General features: G+C 59.5%; 21 protein-coding genes and 1 tRNA gene. 7 read left to right on the top strand and 15 right to left on the bottom strand.

Translation table 11 applies throughout. The annotated features are described in order from the left end of the window. Positions 1 to 127 precede the first annotated feature (127 nt). The 9 genes from uraH to hpxU all read right to left on the bottom strand — a co-directional run bounded on the left by uraH (position 128) and on the right by hpxU (position 7323). On the bottom strand, positions 128 to 463 hold the full coding sequence (gene uraH, locus LAC65_RS03190; protein ID WP_039382842.1) for a hydroxyisourate hydrolase: 336 nt from the start codon (positions 461 to 463) through the stop codon (positions 128 to 130). Beyond that, on the bottom strand, positions 460 to 954 hold the full coding sequence (gene uraD, locus LAC65_RS03185) for a 2-oxo-4-hydroxy-4-carboxy-5-ureidoimidazoline decarboxylase (RefSeq protein WP_039382840.1): 495 nt from the start codon (positions 952 to 954) through the stop codon (positions 460 to 462). The genes uraH and uraD overlap by 4 nt, the downstream gene beginning before the upstream one ends. A gap of 10 nt (positions 955 to 964) precedes the next feature. Then, on the bottom strand, positions 965 to 2215 hold the full coding sequence (gene hpxK / locus LAC65_RS03180) for an allantoate amidohydrolase (RefSeq protein WP_039382838.1): 1251 nt from the start codon (positions 2213 to 2215) through the stop codon (positions 965 to 967). Further along, positions 2212 to 3447 (bottom strand): pyridoxal-phosphate-dependent aminotransferase family protein, encoded by a 1236-nt coding sequence (locus tag LAC65_RS03175; RefSeq protein WP_039382836.1) that lies wholly within the window; start codon positions 3445 to 3447, stop codon positions 2212 to 2214. The genes hpxK and LAC65_RS03175 overlap by 4 nt, the downstream gene beginning before the upstream one ends. Before the next feature lie 23 nt (positions 3448 to 3470). Then, entirely contained in the window at positions 3471 to 4202 is a 732-nt protein-coding gene (locus tag LAC65_RS03170; RefSeq protein WP_039382834.1) for an amino acid ABC transporter ATP-binding protein, read from the bottom strand. Further along, a complete protein-coding gene (locus LAC65_RS03165) occupies positions 4183 to 4839 on the bottom strand; it encodes an amino acid ABC transporter permease (RefSeq protein ID WP_039382833.1) in 657 nt (218 codons plus the stop codon). The genes LAC65_RS03170 and LAC65_RS03165 overlap by 20 nt, the downstream gene beginning before the upstream one ends. Beyond that, positions 4836 to 5501, bottom strand: coding sequence for an amino acid ABC transporter permease (locus LAC65_RS03160; protein ID WP_039382832.1), 666 nt, complete (start codon positions 5499 to 5501; stop codon positions 4836 to 4838). The genes LAC65_RS03165 and LAC65_RS03160 overlap by 4 nt, the downstream gene beginning before the upstream one ends. A 3-nt stretch (positions 5502 to 5504) precedes the next feature. After that, positions 5505 to 6290 carry a transporter substrate-binding domain-containing protein gene (locus LAC65_RS03155; protein WP_039382831.1) on the bottom strand — a complete coding sequence of 262 codons (786 nt, stop codon included), beginning with the start codon at positions 6288 to 6290 and terminating at the stop codon, positions 5505 to 5507. A gap of 193 nt (positions 6291 to 6483) precedes the next feature. Further along, positions 6484 to 7323 carry a MurR/RpiR family transcriptional regulator HpxU gene (gene hpxU / locus LAC65_RS03150; RefSeq protein ID WP_039382830.1) on the bottom strand — a complete coding sequence of 280 codons (840 nt, stop codon included), beginning with the start codon at positions 7321 to 7323 and terminating at the stop codon, positions 6484 to 6486. Between the two features lie 169 nt (positions 7324 to 7492). Here hpxU and LAC65_RS03145 point away from each other — a divergent pair, with 169 nt between their 5' ends. The 4 genes from LAC65_RS03145 to hpxZ are packed head-to-tail and all read left to right on the top strand — an operon-like array spanning position 7493 to position 11060. After that, positions 7493 to 9079 carry a gamma-glutamyltransferase family protein gene (locus tag LAC65_RS03145; protein WP_039385720.1) on the top strand — a complete coding sequence of 529 codons (1587 nt, stop codon included), beginning with the start codon at positions 7493 to 7495 and terminating at the stop codon, positions 9077 to 9079. 12 nt (positions 9080 to 9091) lie between these two features. Continuing rightward, positions 9092 to 9283 (top strand): oxalurate catabolism protein HpxX, encoded by a 192-nt coding sequence (gene hpxX / locus LAC65_RS03140; RefSeq protein WP_039382827.1) that lies wholly within the window; start codon positions 9092 to 9094, stop codon positions 9281 to 9283. Then, entirely contained in the window at positions 9274 to 10671 is a 1398-nt protein-coding gene (locus tag LAC65_RS03135; protein WP_039382825.1) for an AtzE family amidohydrolase, read from the top strand. Before hpxX ends, LAC65_RS03135 begins: the two co-directional genes overlap by 10 nt. A gap of 2 nt (positions 10672 to 10673) precedes the next feature. Further along, positions 10674 to 11060, top strand: a complete 387-nt coding sequence (gene hpxZ, locus LAC65_RS03130; RefSeq protein ID WP_039382822.1) for an oxalurate catabolism protein HpxZ — start codon at positions 10674 to 10676, stop codon at positions 11058 to 11060. 36 nt (positions 11061 to 11096) lie between these two features. On the opposite strand, the gene puuE is transcribed toward hpxZ, so the two are convergent. Genes puuE through LAC65_RS03115 form a run of 3 tightly spaced genes read right to left on the bottom strand, consistent with a single transcriptional unit; the run spans position 11097 to position 13536 of the window. After that, on the bottom strand, positions 11097 to 12050 hold the full coding sequence (puuE, locus tag LAC65_RS03125; protein ID WP_039382819.1) for an allantoinase PuuE: 954 nt from the start codon (positions 12048 to 12050) through the stop codon (positions 11097 to 11099). 35 nt (positions 12051 to 12085) lie between these two features. Beyond that, positions 12086 to 12817: an allantoin racemase gene (gene hpxA / locus LAC65_RS03120; RefSeq protein WP_039382816.1), complete on the bottom strand. Its 732-nt coding sequence runs from the start codon at positions 12815 to 12817 to the stop codon at positions 12086 to 12088. Beyond that, positions 12814 to 13536, bottom strand: a complete 723-nt coding sequence (locus tag LAC65_RS03115) for a GntR family transcriptional regulator (RefSeq protein ID WP_039382814.1) — start codon at positions 13534 to 13536, stop codon at positions 12814 to 12816. The genes hpxA and LAC65_RS03115 overlap by 4 nt, the downstream gene beginning before the upstream one ends. A gap of 146 nt (positions 13537 to 13682) precedes the next feature. Between LAC65_RS03115 and LAC65_RS03110 the strand changes: the two genes are divergently transcribed. Next, the gene (locus LAC65_RS03110) at positions 13683 to 15176 is read left to right on the top strand and encodes an NCS1 family nucleobase:cation symporter-1 (RefSeq protein WP_039382812.1); all 1494 of its coding nucleotides are present in this window, start codon (positions 13683 to 13685) and stop codon (positions 15174 to 15176) included. 63 nt (positions 15177 to 15239) lie between these two features. Here the strand turns inward: LAC65_RS03110 and LAC65_RS03105 are convergent. Beyond that, positions 15240 to 15316: transfer RNA gene (locus LAC65_RS03105), tRNA-Asp, on the bottom strand. Positions 15317 to 15449: 133 nt separating this feature from the next. Continuing rightward, the gene (gene dnaQ / locus LAC65_RS03100) at positions 15450 to 16181 is read right to left on the bottom strand and encodes a DNA polymerase III subunit epsilon (RefSeq protein WP_039382808.1); all 732 of its coding nucleotides are present in this window, start codon (positions 16179 to 16181) and stop codon (positions 15450 to 15452) included. A 53-nt stretch (positions 16182 to 16234) separates the two neighbouring features. Here dnaQ and rnhA point away from each other — a divergent pair, with 53 nt between their 5' ends. Then, entirely contained in the window at positions 16235 to 16702 is a 468-nt protein-coding gene (rnhA, locus tag LAC65_RS03095; RefSeq protein ID WP_039382805.1) for a ribonuclease HI, read from the top strand. Here rnhA and LAC65_RS03090 read toward each other — a convergent pair. Further along, a complete protein-coding gene (locus tag LAC65_RS03090; RefSeq protein WP_039382802.1) occupies positions 16687 to 17421 on the bottom strand; it encodes a class I SAM-dependent methyltransferase in 735 nt (244 codons plus the stop codon). The genes rnhA and LAC65_RS03090 overlap by 16 nt on opposite strands. A 39-nt stretch (positions 17422 to 17460) precedes the next feature. On the opposite strand from LAC65_RS03090, the gene gloB reads away from it, so the two are divergent. Beyond that, complete coding sequence (gloB, locus tag LAC65_RS03085; RefSeq protein WP_203025754.1) at positions 17461 to 18216, top strand: hydroxyacylglutathione hydrolase; 756 nt, start codon at positions 17461 to 17463, stop codon at positions 18214 to 18216. Positions 18217 to 18278: the final 62 nt, after the last annotated feature.

The following is an 18278-nucleotide window of genomic DNA, read 5'->3' as shown; positions in this document are numbered from 1 at the left end:
TCACGTTTTGCGGTTAAGATAGCGGCACTCAGGAGCAGAATATATTTGGATGGACCGAAAGCTTTGATAGCTTTTGTCTTTCAAAAAGAGGTTTTGTGACAGGCTGCACAAAATGAAGCGCGGCCGTTCAGCTGCCGCGATAGGTGGACCAGGACCAGGGGGAGATCAGAAACGGCAGATGATAATGGCTGCCCGCCCGTCCGATAACAAAGTCTATCTGCGCGCTGACATAGAGCGCATCGCGCCCGCCAGCGGCAAAATAGTCGCCAATCTCTGCCGTCAGCCGGTAGTGCCCTGGCGCTAAGGGTTCCGGTGTCAAATCGCTGATACGCCCGTCACGATCGGTTTCTCCTTCACTGACCGGAAACCACCCTTCCGGGCTGTTCTGCTCCAGCGAGACGGCAACGCCTGCGGCCGGTGTGCCGAGCGCGGTATCGAGAATATGCGTGGTGATGGTGCTCATATGATGCTCTCCTTAAGCCGTAACAGGGTAATTTCCCGCAGCTGCGCCAGCGTCTCCTGCTGTTCGCACGCCTTATTATTGTTAAGCCTGCGCTGCAACTCTGCCAGCATCTGCTCCGCACTGCGTCCGCTGGCCCGGATCAGAAATACCCGGCCAAAGCGTGCTTCATAGGCCTGATTCCCTGCGCGCATCGCAAGCTGCAGGTCGCGGTCTGCCTGCTGCATCGCAGCCTGCTCCTGACGCGACAGCGTGGCCTCATGCGCCGTACCCTGGGCTGCTTCACCAATACGCGGATGGGCGCTGAGCGCCTGATCCAGCTCCGCCTGTTGCCAGCGCTGCGCCAGCTGCTGCGCCCGCTCTGCGAGCGCGCTCAGGGACGCATAGGGCCGTGCGGCCACCAGCGCCTGCTGCCAGGCAGGAATGGCGACGCAGTGCGCGATCGCCTGACGGGCGTCAGCCTCATCCGCCTGATTAAACTCATTCAGCTTCATGCCCGCTCCCTTATGCCTGCGCCAGCGCTGTTACCGCCTGCAGATACGCCTGCACGCCCAGCGCCACGTCGTCCATTTTTACCGATTCCGCCGGATGATGGCTGATACCGCGATGGTTACGCACAAACAGCATACCGACCGGCCAGCGCTCCGCCATGGCTATTGCATCATGGCCCGCCCCGCTCGGCAGTGCCAGCGTGCAGCCCTGAACGGTTTCAACCGCCGCGCCCAGCGCCTGCTGCAGCCGTTTATCGCACGGCGTCGCGGCAATGCGGTAATATTCGCTGGCGCTGAAGCTCACCCCGCGCCGCAGCGCAATCGCCTGCGCCTGCGTTAACAGCTGCGACAGGTGCCGCTCCAGCGGCTCATCCTGCGGGCCGCGAATATCCAGCGACAGCTGCACCTCTCCCGGAATGACATTCACTGCGCCAGGCTGACAGCTGAGCGTGCCGGTTGTCGCCACCAGCGGCGCCTGCGTCGCCTGTTCGATAAACAGCATCCACTCGGCGGCGGCGGCCAGCGCATCTTTACGCAGCAGCATCGGCACCGTGCCGGCGTGTCCCGCCTCGCCGCTAAAATGGCAGTTAAGGCGGCGCGCGCCGTTGATGGCGGTGACCACGCCCAGAGCTAAATCCGCCTCCTCCAGGCAGGGCCCCTGCTCGATATGCAGCTCCAGATAGGCGGCAATCTCGCTGACATGACGTGCTGCAAGACTTACCTGTGCGGCATCCAGCCCGGCATCCTGCATCGCGGCGGCGACCGTAATGCCGTTGCCGTCGGGATGAGTGATCCAGCTCTCCGGCCAGCTGCCGGTCAGGCCGCGGCTGCCCAGCAGCGTAATGCCGAAGCGGGTCCCCTCCTCATCCGCAAAACCCACTATCTCGACCGCCAGCGGCAGGCGCTGCCGGCGATCGTGCAGCCACTGCACGGTTTCAATTGCGCTCAGCACGCCCAGCATGCCGTCATAGCGTCCGGCGTTGCGCACGGTATCAAGATGGGAACCGAGCAGCAGCGCCGCTGCGCCCGGCTCGGCCGCCTCATAGCGGCCGCAGATATTGCCCACGGCATCCTGCCAGGTCCGCATGCCCGCCGCCTGCATCCACTCCGCCACGCAGGCGTTAGCGCGCAGGTGCTCCGGAGAGAGATAAACGCGCGTCAGGCTATCCTCCTCCTCGCTGATCTCCGCCAGCGCATCACAACGCGCCATAATGCGCGCGGCGGCCGACTGCGCCTCTTCAGCGCTCATCTGGCGTGCACTCATGCTTCGCTCCCGTAGCGATCCCAGGCGGCCTGCAGCGCCGCACCCTGCGGCGTACCAAAACCGCAGTGCTGCAGTACCGCTTCAAGCGCGCTCAGGGTCTGCATCACGCAATCTTTACGCGCGTTGTAGCCCATGGTGCCGATGCGCCACACTTTGCCGTGCAGCGGACCAAATGAGGTGCCGATCTCAATGCCAAAATCGTCCAGCATCAGTTTGCGCACCTGGTCACCGTTCACGCCCTGCGGAATGACAACGCCCAGCACGTTGTTCATCTTGTGCTGCAGATCGCCAAAGGTCTCCAGTCCCATGCCCTGGATGCCTTTCAGCAGCGCGTCACCATGCAGCTTGTGCCGGGCGATGCTGTTATCCAGCCCCTCCTGCAAAATGATGCGCGCGCATTCGCGGGCACCAAACAGCGCGCTGGTCGCTTCCGTATGGTGATTAAGCCGCTCCGGCCCCCAGTAATCCATGATCATGCCGAGATCGAAATAGTTGGAGTAGATCATCTCGTCATCACCATCCTGATGCGCCGCCGTGCGGATCCCCTCCTCCACGCATTTACGCTTGCGGATGATCTCCTCCATCTGCGGGCTCAGGGTAACGGGAGAGGTGCCGGAGGGACCGCCCAGGCATTTCTGCATGCCGGCAGAGACCGCATCCAGCCCCCAGGCATCAGTTTCCAGCGCGTTACCCGCCAGAGAGGCGGTGGCATCGGTATAGAACAGTACGCCATACCGGCGACAGATAACGCCCAGCTCCGCCAGCGGCTGCAGCATAGTGGTTGACGTGTCACCCTGCACCGTCAGCAGCAGGCGCGGCTTAACCCGTTTGATCGCATCCTCAATCTGATCCGGCGAGAACACTTCGCCCCAGGGCACTTCAATCGTATGCACTTCCGCCCGGCAGCGCCGCGCAATCTCGCACAGCAGATGGCCAAAACGGCCAAACACCGGTACCAGTACCCGATCGCCGGGACGGATAGCAGAAAGCAGAATCGCCTCGATGCCGGCGCGTGAGGTGCCGTCAATCAGCAGCGTCCAGCGGTTTTCGGTGCGAAAAATGCCGCGATAGAGCGCCATGACTTCATTCATGTAGTGCGTCATCGCCGGATCGTACTGCCCGAGCAGCTGGCTCGACATGGCGCGCAGCACGCGCGGGTCGGCGTTAATCGGCCCTGGCCCCATCAGCAGACGCTGCGGCGGATTGATCTGAGAAAACTGATGAATGTCCATAGTGAATTCCTTAATGGCCCCGCTCAGAGGCGTACGGTCGAGATAAACTGTTTCAGTTCGGCGGTCTGCGGCTGCGCAAACAGCGTTTTACTGCTGCCCTGCTCCCACACCCGCCCCTGATGCATAAATACCACCCGGTCGCCCACGTCGCGGGCAAAATTCATTTCATGTGTCACGAGGATCAGCGTCATCCCCTCCGCCGCCAGCTGCTCCAGCACCTTCAGCACCTCGCCCACCAGCTCCGGATCGAGCGCGGAGGTGATCTCATCGCAGAGCAGCACTTTTGGCTGCATCGCCAGCGCCCGGGCAATCGCCACACGCTGCTGCTGGCCACCGGAGAGGCTGGCCGGGTAGTAGTCCAGTCGCTCACCCAGCCCCACTTTTTCCAGCATTTTTGTTGCCAGCTGCCGGCACTCCGCCGCGCTTTTTTTCAGCACGCGGCGCGGTGCCAGCATCACATTCTCCAGCGCGGTCATGTGCGGAAAAAGATTGAAATTCTGGAACACCATACCGACCGAGCGGCTGATTTCACGCGCCTGAGATTCACGATGCGTAATGGTCATGCCGCCCAGCTTAATGCTGCCCTCCTGGTAGCCCTCCAGCCCGTTCATACAGCGCAGCAGCGTGCTTTTACCGGAGCCGCTGCGGCCGATAATCGAGATCACTTCGCCATTATCGATATCCAGATCAACCCCTTTCAGGACATGATTTTCGCCGTAGTATTTCTGAACCTGATTAATGGTGATGAGCGGCATGGAATTTTTTCTCCAGGTACTGGCTGTAGCGCGACAGCGGATAACACATCAGGAAGTAGCCAAGCGCCACGAGGCCAAACACCTTAAACGGCTGATACGTGACGTTGTTTAAAATAGTGCCGGCTTTCGTCAGCTCGATAAAACCGATGATTGAGGCCAGCGCGGTGCCTTTGATCACCTGCACCGCAAAGCCCACCGTCGGCGCAATGCCGATGCGGATCGCCTGCGGTGCCACGACGCGGCAGAGCGTCTGGCCGAAGTTCAGGCCGAGGCAGCGTGACGCCTCCCACTGACCTTTTGGCAGCGCGCGTATGCTGCCGTACCAGATATCGAGCAGAAAGGCGCTGGTATAAAAGGTCAGCGCCAGCGAGGCAGCGGTCCACGGCGCCACGTCCACGCCAAACAGCCCGACGCCAAAAAACGCGAGAAACAGCTGCATCAGCAGCGGCGTGCCCTGAAACAGCGCGGTATAGCCCTGAATCAGCCGCGTCAGCCACGTCTTTTTCAGCAGGCGCAGCAGCAGCAGCGGCAGCGTCACCAGCGTGCCGCCGGCGAAGGCCACCAGCGACAGCAGCAGCGTCCAGCGTGCGGCCAGCAGCAGATTGCGCAGAATGTCCCAGTCGGTAAAGGTTGTCATGCCGGCTCTACTCCAAACCATTTACGCCCCAGCGCCAGCAGCAGCTGACGCATTGCAACTGACAACGCCAGATAGAGCAGCGTGGTCACCAGGTAGACTTCAAAACTCAAAAATGTGCGGGACTGAATCAGATTGGCCGCAAAGGTCAGCTCCTCATAAGAGACCTGCGACACCACCGATGAGCCGAGCATAACGATGATGCACTGACTGACCAGGGCCGGATAGATGCGCTGTAGCGAAGGTGGCAGCACCACGCGCAGAAAGGTCTGCGCGCGGCTTAAACCCAGCACGCGCCCCGCTTCCCACTGTCCTTTCGGCGTGACCTGAATGCCGGCGCGGATAATCTCTGTGCTGTAAGCGCCGAGATTGATCAGCATCGCCAGCAGCGCAGCTTCTCCGGCGGTAAGTTTTACCCCCAGGTTGGGCAGGCCAAACACGATAAAAAACAGCTGTACGACAAACGGCGTATTGCGGATCAGCTCCACATAGACGCCCCAGAGGCGGCTGGCCCAGCCTGGCCTGCCGCTGCGCAGCGCTGCGCCGAGGATGCCGAGGCTGACGCCACCGAGCGTAGCCACCACCGTAAGCTGCACAGTGACCCATAGCCCGGCCAGCAGTTCCGGCCAGTAAGGCCAGAGTTCAGCGAAATTTAGCTGCGCCATGACTCAGGCACCGAGCGAAGCGGGCAGCGGCGCTTTCAGCCACTCTTCCGAGAGCTTATTCAGCGTACCGTCCTTTATACCCTGTTCGATCAGCGTATCGACCTCTGCTTTCAGCGCCGGCTCATTCTTCTTCAGACCGATAAAGCAGGGAGAATCTTTCAGCATAAACTGCGCCACCGGCGCTTTTGCCGCGTTCTGCCGGGTAATGGCCGCCACCACCAGATTACCGGTTGCCACATACTGCACCTGACCGGAGAGATAAGCCGAAAGCGTGGTGTTGTTATCTTCGTAACGCTTGACCTGCGCATCTTTCGGCGCGGCCGCGCTCAGCACCATATCCTCAACCGCGCCACGCGTAACGCCGATCGTTTTGCCGCTCAGTGCGGCGGCATCCTTCAGCGTCTCACCTTTCGGCCCGAACACGCCGAGGAAAAAGGGCGCATAGGCGCGGCTGAAGGCGATGACCTTTTCCCGCTCCGCATTTTTACCCATGCTGGAGATCACCAGATCGACTTTGTCCGTCTGCAGATAAGGTACGCGGTTGGCACTGGAGACCGGCACCAGCTGCAACTTCAGTTTCATCTGCTTTGCCAGATAGCGCGCCATGTCGATGTCATATCCCTGCGGCTGCAGATCGGTGCCCACTGATCCAAACGGCGGGAAATCCTGCGGCACTGCGATGCGGATCACGCCGCGCTTTTGAATATCCTGTAGCTGATCCGCCTGCGCGCTGCCTGCCTGAGCCAGTAAAAGCGCCGCACCCGCTACCGCCAGTAAAACCTTTTTCATTATGCACCCCGGTGTGTTGAACGTGAAACAAAAGATTCTTACAGGCAGTTACTGCAACTAATATGCCAATCAAAGCGACAGAAAAAAACCGGTAACAAACCGGCATAAAAGGGGTCAGCAGCAGGAAAAATCGGGTACTGGCGTACCCTGCTTCAGAGATTCAAAACGGTGCAACGCACCATTTCAGTGCCCGCTATCGGTGTTCCAGCTCATCCAGATGCTGATAGAGATCGGCTATCTGATGAATACGCTGCCGCCCCTGCGACAGGGTTTCATGCAGCAGCGCGTTTGCCAGTAAATTGACCAGGCTCATGGCTGAAGCGTAACTGTCGAAGGCAGACACGCTGTCAAGCGGTGCACAAAGCTGCCAGCGTGCCACGCCCTGAATCCCCTGCGCCTGCGGCTCCGAGAGCGCCAGCAGCGGGATATCACGCTGCTGCAGCTGCTGCATCAGCGGACGCAGCAGGCGCGGACGTCGCCGGAACGCCATCACCACCACCATATCGTCCGGGGTAATATCCACCAGCTCTTCGCCCAGCGTCTGGCCCGGCTGCGGCAGCAGTACCACGTGGGCACGCGCCTGCAGCAGCTGCTGCCGCAGGTGCAGCGCGACCGGATACGCGTTGCGCATACCGATGATAAAGACGCGTTTTGCGCTGCCCAGCGCGGCGATAACGTCACTTAACTGCTGGCTGTCGATACGGTTGATCCACTGCGTGAGGTTTGCCATCTCCTGCTTATAGTGGCGCGCCAGCAGCGTGTTGCCCTGCACCGCATCGCGGTTGTCGGTGAGCGGCATTCCGCTCTGCCGCAGGGTGCGCAGCTCATCGCGCATATCTTTATATTTTTCATAGCCAAGGCGCCGGAACAGCCGGCTTACCGTTGCTTTGGAGACGCCGCTTAGCCGCGCCAGTTCAGCACTGTTGTAGCTGATCAGGTCATCAAAATGGTCAAACACAAAGTCAGCAATGCGCTGCTCCTGAGGCGACAGCTGCGCGTACTGGCTGCGCAGACGTTCATCGAGTTGTTTCATGCGTTGTCCTGTAACTTTCGTTTCACCCTGCTCTAGCATAAATCGATCCAGCACCCACCGACAGAAAAAGTGGAACAGCTCTTGCTTATGTTTACGTCAGGGAATGCCGCCGCAGCGGGTTTGGCAGCTGTGCCGGATGGAGATGAGCAGAAATCAGCCGGGAACAATTATGATTCAGAGCAACATGGCCCCGCAGGGCATGGTCGTCACCCCCCATCATCTGGCGAGTGAAAGCGCCCTTGCCGTACTGCGCGACGGCGGCAGCGCACTCGAAGCGATGGTCGCCGCCGCCGCAACCATTGCGGTGGTCTATCCGCATATGAACGGGCTGGGCGGCGACGGCTTCTGGCTGGTGGTGCCGCCTGAAGGGGAACCCGTTGCGATTGATGCCAGTGGCGCCGCCGGCTCGCTGGCGACAATGAGTTTTTATCAGGGCCGGCAGACGATCCCGCATCGCGGGCCGGAAGCGGCGCTGACCGTCGCCGGCACCGTCAGCGGCTGGCAGGAGGCGCTGACCCTGTCACAGGAGCTGGGCCATGCGCCGCTGCCGCCACACCGTCTGCTGCGCGATGCTATCCGTTACGCTGCCGACGGCATACCGGTTACCGCCTCGCAGGCGGCCGCTACCGCCGCAAAAGCGCCTGAGCTGCAGCATCAGCCCGGCTTTGCCGCCACGTTTATGCCGGACGGCGGACCGCCACAGCCGGGCAGCCGCTTTACCCAGCCTGCGCTGGCGGCCACGCTCAGCCAGCTGAGTGAAGAGGGGCTGGAGAGCTTTTACCGCGGCCGGCTGGCGCGGTCGCTGGCAGATGACATGCACGCGCTGGGGATGCCGGTCACGCTGAACGATCTGCAGCAGCATCGCGCCCGGCGCTGCACCCCGCTCCACCTAGCACACAGCGAAGGCGATATCTGGAACATGACGCCGCCGACGCAGGGGCTGGTGTCGCTGGCGATTCTGGGTATTACCGATCGTCTGGATATGGCGCAGGCTGATGAAGCTCAGACGCTGCACCGGATTGTGGAGGCGACCAAGCAGGCGTTCAGCCTGCGCGATCGGCATATCACCGATCCGCGCCATAGCGATACCGACGTGCAGGCGCTGCTCAGTGCCGATCATCTTGCCAGCCTTGCGACCAATATTGATGACCATCGCGCCGCGCCGTGGGGAACCGGACGCGGTCCGGGCGATACCGTCTGGATGGGCGCCATCGACAGCAGCGGGCTGGCGGTCTCTTTTATTCAGAGCATCTACCACGAATTTGGCAGCGGCGTGGTGCTGCCAGGCAGCGGCATCACCTGGCAGAATCGCGGCGCGGCGTTCAGCCTGCAGCCCGATCATCTGCTGGCGCTGCTGCCGGGCAAGCAGCCGTTTCACACGCTTAACCCTGCTGCCGCCCGCCTGAAAGATGGCCGGGTCATGGTGTATGGATCGATGGGCGGAGATGGTCAGCCGCAGACGCAGGCGGCCATTTTTACCCGTCACGTCATTCAGGGTATGCCGCTGCAGCAGGCGGTCAGTGCGCCACGCTGGCTGCTGGGGCGCACCTGGGGCGAGGCCTCTGACTCACTCAAACTGGAAGCGCGCGTGGCGCCGGAAACGGTGGGTCGGCTGCGTCTGCTGGGTCATCAGGTTGAGCTGCTCTCTGACTTCAGTGAAGTGGTAGGCCATGCGGGCGCCGTAGTGCGCCACACCAGCGGCATGCTGGAAGGCGCTTTCGATCCGCGCAGCAACGGCAGCGCAGCCGGTTTTTAACAGGAGAGACTCATGACCGAATCCGCAGAGTGGGCGAACTATGTCGCTCAGATGGAGCAGATCCTCGCACTGGATCTGGATGACGCACGTCGTGCTGAGCTGCAGCTGCAGCTCAGCCGGATTGCGGCTATAGCCGCGCCGCTGATGGCGCTGCCGCTGGACGATCGCCTGGAAGTGGCCGGGGTATTCCAGCCATGCGCCTGACATCATTATCGATCGCAGCGCTGCAGCGTGCGCTGCAGCAGGGTGAAATCGGGGCCGCTGAGATTGCCCGCCATACGCTGGCGGCGATTGAGCAGCATAACCCGGCGCTCAACGCCTGGACGGCGATCACCGGGCAGCGCATGCTGCGCGAGGCTGAAGAGCTTGACCGGCAGCGCCTGCGCGGTGAAACGCTGCCACCGCTGGCGGGTATTCCGTATGCGGTAAAAAATCTGTTTGATGTAGCCGGCCATACCACGCTGGCGGGTGCCAGCCTGTTTAGCACGCGGGCGGCGGCGCGTGCAGACGCCTGGGCGGTCAGCCGGATGCGTGAATCGGGCGCGCTACTCTCCGGTATGCTGAACATGGATGCCTACGCCTATGGCTTTACTACCGAAAACAGTCACTATGGCGCCACCTGCAACCCGCGCGATATCACGCGCATCGCCGGTGGATCATCCGGCGGCTCAGCCGCCGCGGTAGCGGCCGGACTGGTGCACTTTTCGCTCGGCAGCGATACCAACGGCTCGATTCGCGTACCGGCGTCGCTGTGCGGCATCTTCGGCCTTAAGCCCACCTTTGGCCGCCTGTCGCGCAGCGGTACGCAGCCGTTTGTCGCCAGCCTCGATCATATCGGCCCGTTTGCCCGCTCGGTTGAGGATCTCAGCCTGGTTTATGATGCGCTGCAGGGCCGCGACGCAGAGGATGCGTTTCAGCTGACGCGGCCGCCGGAGTTGGTCAGCGACCGCCTGCAGGCGGGCAGCGACGGGCTGCGCTGCGCGACGCTGGGCGGTTTTTTTACCACCTGGTGCAATGATGAGGCGCGCGCGGCGGTAGCGGTAGCGGCCAGCGCGCTCGGCGCGGCAGAAGAAGTGACGCTGCCCCAGGCCGAACTGGCGCGCGCGGCCGCGTTTATCATGACCGCGGCGGAAGGCGGCAATCACTATCTGCCCGCTCTGCGCACCCAGCCAGAACGCTTTGAGCCGAATTCACGCGAACGCCTGCTGGCCGGCGCGATGCTGCCCGCCGCGTGGTATGTGCAGGCCCAGCGTTTCCGGCGTCACTTCCAGCAACAGGTGCTGCCGCTGTTCGACCATTATGACGTGCTGATCGCCCCCGCCACGCCCTGTACCGCCACCACCATCGGCCAGGAAACCATTCACATCAACGGTCAGGATTTGCCGACACGCGCCAGCATGGGCATGCTGACGCAGCCGATTTCGTTCGCTGGCCTGCCGGTATGTAGCGTACCGCTGCTCACCGCCAGCGGCTTACCGATTGGCGTACAGCTGATTGCCGCGCCGTTTAACGAACAGCTGGCGCTGCGCGCCGCCTGGGCGCTGCAGCAGCAGGGCCTGACTTACGATCAACCTACTTTAATGGATATCTGATAATGACGACGGACAGGATAAACGATCCGGATACCGTTGCCGCCGTAAGCGCTGCATTTTATCGCTACGAGCAGGCGCTGGTGAGCAATGATGTCGCGGTGCTGGACGAACTGTTCTGGCACGACGCGCGTACCGTCCGGCTGGGTGCCGGAGAGAATCTGTACGGGATTGAGGAGATTCGCGCCTTTCGCGCGGCACGACCGTCAAAAGGGCTCGATCGCACGCTGCGCAATACGGTCATCACCACCTTTGGCGATGATTACGCAGTGTGCAGCACCGAATTTACCCGTGAAGGTACAGCGCGTATCGGGCGGCAGCAGCAGACGTGGGTACGGCTGCCGCAGGGGTGGCGCATTGTGGCCGCGCAGGTCAGCCTGATGAGTGAGTAAGCACCTCCGCCATTACCCCCTGCGGTGAGGGCGTCATCACGGCGCGGGATGTACCGTCATCCAGTGATCGGCAATCTGCTGGCGGGTGCAGATCCACACCTTTTCATGCTGCTGAATGTGATCAAGAAAAAGCTGCAGCGCGCGGAATTTTCCCGGCCGCCCCAGCAGGCGGCAGTGCATGCCGACCGACATCATTTTCGGGGCGCGCTCTCCTTCTTCATACAGCACATCAAAGGTATCACGCAGGTAGGTGAAGAAGTGTTCGGCGGTGTTGAAGCCCTGCGCCGTGGCGAAGCGCATGTCGTTGCACTCCAGCGTATAGGGGATGATCAGATGCGGTTTGACGGTGCCATCCTGACGTGTGACCTGGGTCCAGAACGGCAGATCGTCACCGTAATAGTCGCTGTCGTAGCTGAAGCCGCCCTGCTCTGCGACCAGCCGGCGAGTGTTCGGACTGTCCCGCCCGGTATACCAGCCCGTCGGCGCTTTGCCAAACAGTTCGGTCAGCACGTCGACCGCCTGCTGCATATGCTGCCGTTCGGTTTTCGCATCCATTCCCTGGTAGTGGATCCAGCGCCAGCCGTGGCTGACCACGTCATAATCCGCCGCTTTAATCGCGGCGACAATTTCCGGGTGCCGCGCCAGCGCCATCGCCACGCCAAACACCGTCAGCGGCAGACTACGCTTCTGAAACTCATGATGAATGCGCCAGAAACCGGCACGTGACCCATACTCATACAGGGAATCCATCGACATGTGGCGATCGGCGTAGCTGGCTGCGCCAATGATATCGGACAGAAACTGCTCCGAACCGGCATCGCCATGCAGCACGTTGTTTTCTGCGCCCTCTTCATAATTGAGTACGAACTGTACCGCCACCCGGGCGTTATCGGGCCACTGCGCATGCGGCGGCTGGCCACCATAGCCGATCAGATCGCGCGGATAATTTTTGTTGAAGCTGTACTCTTTCTTTTCAGATGCGTCATTCATTCAGTCAGTTCCTGTTGTCACACCTCAGCCAGACCTTAGTTTAGGTGCTGAAAGGCGCCGCTGAGGGGTTTTTGCAGCGGATAAGCGAGATCGCCATGCTTGCTGGTGCCCAGGCCAAGCGCCACCAGCGCCTCTATCATTTTTACCGCCGCGCTGACGCCATCGATCACCGGCATATCCAGTTCGCGGGTCAGATCCTGCGCCAGCGACGCCATGCCGCCGCAGCCCAGCACAATCGCGCCGCTGTTATCTTCACGTTTTGCCTGAATGCAGCGCGCCCGGACTTTCTCCTGCGCCACGCCGCTGCCATCCTCCAGCGCCAGTACCGGCAGATCGATGGCGTGCAGCGCCGCACAGTGGTGCGTAAAACCATACTGCTGCAGCAGATGGCGGGCGATCACCAGCGTACGCGGCAGCGTGGTGACGATGGTAAAGCGCGTCGCCACCAGCGTGGCGGTATGCATTGCCGCTTCGGCAATACCGATTACCGGGCCGCTGGCCAGCTCGCGCGCCGCCAGCAAGCCGGGATCGCCAAAGCAGGCGATCACATGGCCGCTGACGCCCTGCGCTTCGCCACGCTTAATCTGCTCCAGTACGCCGATCGCGGCTATCGCCTCATCAAAGTGTCCCTCTATGGAGGGTACGCCCTGCTGCGGACAGACCGCCAGAATGTCCGTGCCCGGTGCCGCCACGGCGCGCGCGGCCGCACCAATAGTTTCAGTCATTGCCAGGCTGGTATTGGGGTTGATCACCTGTATCAGGCTCATGATAGGGCTCCTTTATGACCGGCAAATAACCGGCTGAAATCGGGCAGCGTTTCACCGCTGCGCTCAAAGTGCAGGCTGGAGAGAATGTGGTCGAAGTGGTGCGTCAGCGCCTCAGTCAGCGCAGGCAGCGCCCGCTGGCGCAGCAGATCGACCAGCCTGTCGTGATGATCGCAGCGGCAGCCGTGCTGCCAGGGCGTGCCCCAGGCGGCAATCACCAGCGATGAGCGCTGGGTCAGGCGCGTGATGATATCGGTCAGCACCTGATTGCCGGATATCGCCTGCAGCTGGATATGAAACGCGGCTGAAAGACGAATGGCAGCCGCGCCGTCATTCTGCTGATGCGCCTGCTGCTCCTGCGTGATAATCGCCTCCAGCGCCGCGAGGTGTGGCGACTGCAGATGCGTCAGTACAGCGGGCAGGTTGGCGCACTCCAGCATGCTGCGCGTGGCAAAGATATCGCGTGATTCCGCCACATCGGGCGTGCTGACCTGTGCACCACGTCCGGGCGACAGCGTGATCATCTGCACCGCCGCGAGGCGCTGCAGCACTTTACGAATGCCGGTACGGCTGACGCCAAACACCTCTGCCAGCGCCTCTTCAGGCAGCTTGCTGCCCGGCGGAAGCTGGTGCTCAACGATGGCACTAAGCAATGCCTGAAAGATCGCTTCATCTTTTTCAAACGTCACAGCGCGCGGCTTCACTGCGGATTCATGATTCATTACCTGCTCCGGAAAATAGCTGACTGCCAGATATCGTATACACTCCTTTCATTTTTTGTATACAACAAATCACTTCTGGCCTGGATCCTGCAATAGCTCTTTAAACGGTGAATATTTTCCCCATCATGGTGAGAGGAGCAGGTTTCATGCCAATTCATACTGAAGTGACGCCAGCGCAGGCTGATGCCCGCGCGGCCTATAGTCCACGCCTGTGTAATGAGGATCTGGCTCCGACGCGCCAGCAGAACTGGACGTGGTACAACATCTTTTCTTTCTGGATGTCCGATGTGCATAGCATGGGCGGGTATGTGGTTGCCGCCAGCTTTTTTACGCTGGGGCTGGCAAGCTGGCAGGTATTGCTGTGTCTGCTGGCCGGGATCGGTATCGTGCAGCTCTGTGCGAATCTGGTGGCAAAACCCAGCCAGATGGCGGGCGTGCCCTATGCGGTGATCTGCCGCCAGGCATTTGGCGTATTCGGCGCCAATATTCCGGCCGTGATCCGCGGACTGATCGCGTTTGCCTGGTACGGTATTCAGACCTATCTGGCGGCGAATGCCCTGATGCTGGTTCTGCTGAAGTTCTTCCCGGCGCTTAATAGCATGACGCAAAGCAGCTGGCTGGGGCTGTCGCTGCTCGGCTGGTGCTGCTTTGGCATCATGTGGCTGCTGCAGGCGATGGTGTTCTGGCACGGCATGAACGCCATTAAGCGCTTTATCGACGTGGCGGGTCCGGCAGTCTATGTCGTGATGGTCGCGCTGGCGGGCTGGATTGTATACAAAACTGGTCTGGCGGGTATCTCTTTTACGCTGGCCAGCAAATCACTGAGTGCCGGCGAACAGACCTGGCAGATGATCACTGCAACCGCCCTGGTCGTCTCCTACTTTTCCGGTCCTCTGCTTAATTTCGGCGACTTTTCGCGTTACGGCAAAAACATGAGTGAAGTTCGCCGCGGCAACCGCTGGGGATTACCGTTTAACTTCCTGCTGTTCTCCGTGGTTACGGTAGTGATTGTCTCCGGCACCCAGTCGCTGTTTGGCAGAATGATCACCGATCCGATTGAGACGGTAAGTATGGTAGGCAACGACCTGGCCGTCGCTATCGGCCTGCTGACCATGATCACCGCCACCATTGGTATCAATATCGTGGCGAATTTTGTGTCACCCGCCTTCGATTTCTCTAACTGCTCCCCGCAGAAGATCAGTTTCCGCACCGGTGGCATGATCGCCGCGGTGGGTTCCGTGCTGCTGACGCCGTGGAATCTGTTTCAGTCACCTGAACTGATCCACTATACGCTGGATGTGCTGGGCTCGTTTGTGGGCCCGCTGTTCGGTATCCTGATTGCGGATTTTTATCTGATTAAAGGCGGCAGCGTAAGCGTTGATGACCTGTTTAACGCCACGCCGCAGGGACGTTACTGGTACCGCAACGGCTTTAATCCCAAAGCGATCGCGGCGCTGCTGCCGGCGGTCGGGATCTGCCTGACGATAAGTTTTATTCCGGCGCTGCATGCGGTAGCTAACTTCAGCTGGTTTATCGGTGTGGCGCTGGGGGCAGGCTGCTATCGCTGGCTGGCGCGGGCAGAACGGGTCGTACCGGTCTCGTATCGTCCGGAAGCGACGCTGCAAAAAGAGGGTGTATAGTGCTGGCTGAATAGCAGACAGCAAAAAGCCGATTCATTTCTGAATCGGCTTTTTTAAATAGATTGGCGGAACGGACGGGGCTCGAACCCGCGACCCCCTGCGTGACAGGCAGGTATTCTAACCAACTGAACTACCGCTCCGCGCTTTGTTCCCCGTCGGGAACGAGGCGCATATTAATGGCAGCCCCCTTTCCCGTCAACGCTTTTTATATCAAAATGACACGCCTGCCGCTTTTTTCAGCTTCCTGCTGTTTTTAGCAGCAAAATCAGTGCATCAGGCGCGCCACAGACAGCTGCCACCTTTTTTATTAACCAGATCGAGGCGGCTTTCGTGCGCCATCACCTCTTCATCACTGGCATTAATCACGCGCAGGCCTGAACCGGGGCGGCTGATACGCTGGATATGCTCACCTTCGGCCTGATTGCGCTGGTCGCCCTCCATTGAAAACGCCAGCGACGTCTGGCCACCGGTCATGGTCAGGAAGACCTCTGCCAGAATCTCGGCATCCAGCAGTGCGCCATGCAGCGTACGCTTGCTGTTGTCGATTTCATAACGATTGCACAACGCATCCAGGCTGTTGCGCTTGCCGGGAAACATTTTACGCGCCATCGCCAGGCTATCGGTGATTTTGCAAAAGCTTTCGGTTTTGCCGATATCACGCTGCAGCATGCCAAACTCATAGTCCATAAAGCCGATATCAAACGAGGCGTTATGGATAACCAGCTCGGCTCCGCGAATATAGTCGAGAAACTCATCAGCTATCTGCGCAAAGGTTGGCTTATCGGCCAGAAACTCATCGGCGATGCCGTGAACACCGAACGCTTCCGGATCCACCAGCCGATCGGGCCTGAGATACATATGAAAGTTATTGCCGGTCAGGCGACGGTTGATGACTTCAACCGCACCGATCTCAATGATGCGATGCCCCTCATAATGAACCCCGATCATGTTCATGCCGGTGGTTTCAGTATCGAGGACAATCTGGCGGTTATTTGCAGTGATCATAGGGCTCGTTTTGTGTCAGACTTGGCGTTTTTTCAGAGGGAAGTCTACCAGAGATGCGCAAACAGGTAGAAATTTTCACCGACGGTTCCTGCCTTGGTAATCCGGGACCGGGCGGCTATGGGGCTATTGTACGCTATCGCGAGCATGAAAAGTTATTCAGCGCGGGCTATCGCCTGACCACCAACAACCGTATGGAGCTGATGGCGGCCATTGTCGCATTAGAGGCGCTGACGCAGCCGTGTGACGTGGTCATCAGCACAGACAGCCAGTATGTCCGCCAGGGCATTACCAGCTGGATCCACAACTGGAAAAAGCGCGGCTGGAAAACCGCTGATAAAAAAGCGGTCAAGAATACCGACCTCTGGCAGCGTCTGGATACGGCGCTCAGCACCCATACCATTAAATGGGAGTGGGTGAAGGGGCATGCCGGCCATCCGGAGAATGAGCGCTGTGACGAACTGGCGCGCAGCGCTGCCGGTAATCCGTCACTGGAAGACATTGGCTATCAGGTTGCATCCTGATCCTGCGTCTCGCGAAACTGACGCGTAGCGTTTACTACCGGACGCAGCTGCGCACTGCTGCGCGCCGTTTTCATTTTAGCTGGCGTAAGCGGGAACGTGCGCTTGCGCGCCACCACGATGTTCAGACACCCCAGGGCGGGCAGATGCGCACTGATCATCCTGCCGCCCTGTCGATGCCACGGCACCACCTGAAAACGCGTGCGGTACACCACTTCATAATTCAGCAGGCTCAGCCAGTCCAGTAGACGCACCTGGCTGAACATTCTGCTGCTCCAGGGCGCTCGCCGGCTCAGACCCGGAATCGCTTTGCTAATCCCCAGCAGGCTGAAAGGATTGAAGCCGCTGATAATCAGCCAGCCATCATCAATCAGCACTCTGTCTACTTCGCGTAACACGCGGTGCGGATCCTGCTCCCATGCCAGCGTGTGCGCCAGCAGGCAGGCATCGATTGATTTAGACTCAAACGGCAGCTGAGCAACGCTGGCAAGCACCTGCAGTGCGTCGCCCTCACTGCCAACATTGACCTGATGAGATATGGCACACTGGCTGGTATTGATTTCTGCGCTCAGGCTGCCAATTTTTAGCATGTGGAAGCCATAAAGCCTCGCCAGCCAGGGCTGTAACTGCTGGGTTAACGCGTCGCGAAAGTATTCTCCCCAGGGCATATCATTCCAGGTGCGCGGCGCGGTCAGGATCTGGCGTGTTTTCGCTGGCTTCATGCTCTACCATCTTCCTTTAAGACAACCAGAGAGGTGTTTATGAATCTTACCAGTATTCCCGCATTAACGGATAACTACATCTGGACACTGACCAACGACGCCGGCAGCTGCCTGATTGTTGATCCCGGTGAAGCCCGGCCGCTGATTGAAAAAATTGAAGCAAACCGCTGGAGGCCGGTGGCTGTTCTGCTGACGCATCATCATCAGGACCATACCGGTGGCGTCGCTGAATTGCTACAGCGCTATCCTCAGCTTGAGGTATATGGCCCTCAGGAAACGGCGGCTAAAGGTGCGCAGCATATTGTTCATGAGGGTGAAACCGTTACGCTGCTCGGCCTGCCTTTTCAGGTCATCACCACGCCGGGTCACACTTTAGGACATATCTCATATTACAGTGAACCTTATCTTTTCTGCGGCGACACAATGTTCTCAGGCGGCTGCGGACGACTTTTTGAAGGGACAGCAGAACAAATGTTTCATTCCTTTCAGAAACTTAATCAACTTCCCGCCGATACGCTTGTCTGCTGCGCACATGAATATACTTTATCTAATATGAACTTTGCTGCTGCAATTTTACCCCATGATCCGAAAATTCTGGCCAGATATCAGGAAATTAAGGATTTACGGGCAGAAAATCGTACTACTTTACCGACAAAACTGGCGCTGGAACGTGAGATAAATTTATTTTTACGCACACAAGATGCTGATTTACAAAAAGCTTTAGCAATTAATGTGGAATCTGCCCCGTTATGGCAGACTTTTGCTGAATTGCGTAATAAGAAAGACCAATTTTAATTTTTTGGGTTGTGTTGTGCCGGTACGTCACGTATAGTTGCTCGTCTTTTAAGCGAACTACT

Origin of the sequence: Pantoea eucrina (assembly GCF_020079945.1) — a bacterium.
GTDB lineage: Bacteria > Pseudomonadota > Gammaproteobacteria > Enterobacterales > Enterobacteriaceae > Pantoea > Pantoea eucrina.
Note: the sequence above shows the minus strand (reverse complement) of the source record. Positions and strands in the feature narration are given on the sequence as shown.

Coding starts and splice junctions, on each gene's coding strand:
- uraH (WP_039382842.1), bottom strand. CDS start 463: ATGAGCACCATCACCACGCATATTCTCGATACCGCGCTCGGCACACCG.
- uraD (WP_039382840.1), bottom strand. CDS start 954: ATGAAGCTGAATGAGTTTAATCAGGCGGATGAGGCTGACGCCCGTCAG.
- hpxK (WP_039382838.1), bottom strand. CDS start 2,215: ATGAGTGCACGCCAGATGAGCGCTGAAGAGGCGCAGTCGGCCGCCGCG.
- LAC65_RS03175 (WP_039382836.1), bottom strand. CDS start 3,447: ATGGACATTCATCAGTTTTCTCAGATCAATCCGCCGCAGCGTCTGCTG.
- LAC65_RS03170 (WP_039382834.1), bottom strand. CDS start 4,202: ATGCCGCTCATCACCATTAATCAGGTTCAGAAATACTACGGCGAAAAT.
- LAC65_RS03165 (WP_039382833.1), bottom strand. CDS start 4,839: ATGACAACCTTTACCGACTGGGACATTCTGCGCAATCTGCTGCTGGCC.
- LAC65_RS03160 (WP_039382832.1), bottom strand. CDS start 5,501: ATGGCGCAGCTAAATTTCGCTGAACTCTGGCCTTACTGGCCGGAACTG.
- LAC65_RS03155 (WP_039382831.1), bottom strand. CDS start 6,290: ATGAAAAAGGTTTTACTGGCGGTAGCGGGTGCGGCGCTTTTACTGGCT.
- hpxU (WP_039382830.1), bottom strand. CDS start 7,323: ATGAAACAACTCGATGAACGTCTGCGCAGCCAGTACGCGCAGCTGTCG.
- LAC65_RS03145 (WP_039385720.1), top strand. CDS start 7,493: ATGATTCAGAGCAACATGGCCCCGCAGGGCATGGTCGTCACCCCCCAT.
- hpxX (WP_039382827.1), top strand. CDS start 9,092: ATGACCGAATCCGCAGAGTGGGCGAACTATGTCGCTCAGATGGAGCAG.
- LAC65_RS03135 (WP_039382825.1), top strand. CDS start 9,274: ATGCGCCTGACATCATTATCGATCGCAGCGCTGCAGCGTGCGCTGCAG.
- hpxZ (WP_039382822.1), top strand. CDS start 10,674: ATGACGACGGACAGGATAAACGATCCGGATACCGTTGCCGCCGTAAGC.
- puuE (WP_039382819.1), bottom strand. CDS start 12,050: ATGAATGACGCATCTGAAAAGAAAGAGTACAGCTTCAACAAAAATTAT.
- hpxA (WP_039382816.1), bottom strand. CDS start 12,817: ATGAGCCTGATACAGGTGATCAACCCCAATACCAGCCTGGCAATGACT.
- LAC65_RS03115 (WP_039382814.1), bottom strand. CDS start 13,536: ATGAATCATGAATCCGCAGTGAAGCCGCGCGCTGTGACGTTTGAAAAA.
- LAC65_RS03110 (WP_039382812.1), top strand. CDS start 13,683: ATGCCAATTCATACTGAAGTGACGCCAGCGCAGGCTGATGCCCGCGCG.
- dnaQ (WP_039382808.1), bottom strand. CDS start 16,181: ATGATCACTGCAAATAACCGCCAGATTGTCCTCGATACTGAAACCACC.
- rnhA (WP_039382805.1), top strand. CDS start 16,235: ATGCGCAAACAGGTAGAAATTTTCACCGACGGTTCCTGCCTTGGTAAT.
- LAC65_RS03090 (WP_039382802.1), bottom strand. CDS start 17,421: ATGAAGCCAGCGAAAACACGCCAGATCCTGACCGCGCCGCGCACCTGG.
- gloB (WP_203025754.1), top strand. CDS start 17,461: ATGAATCTTACCAGTATTCCCGCATTAACGGATAACTACATCTGGACA.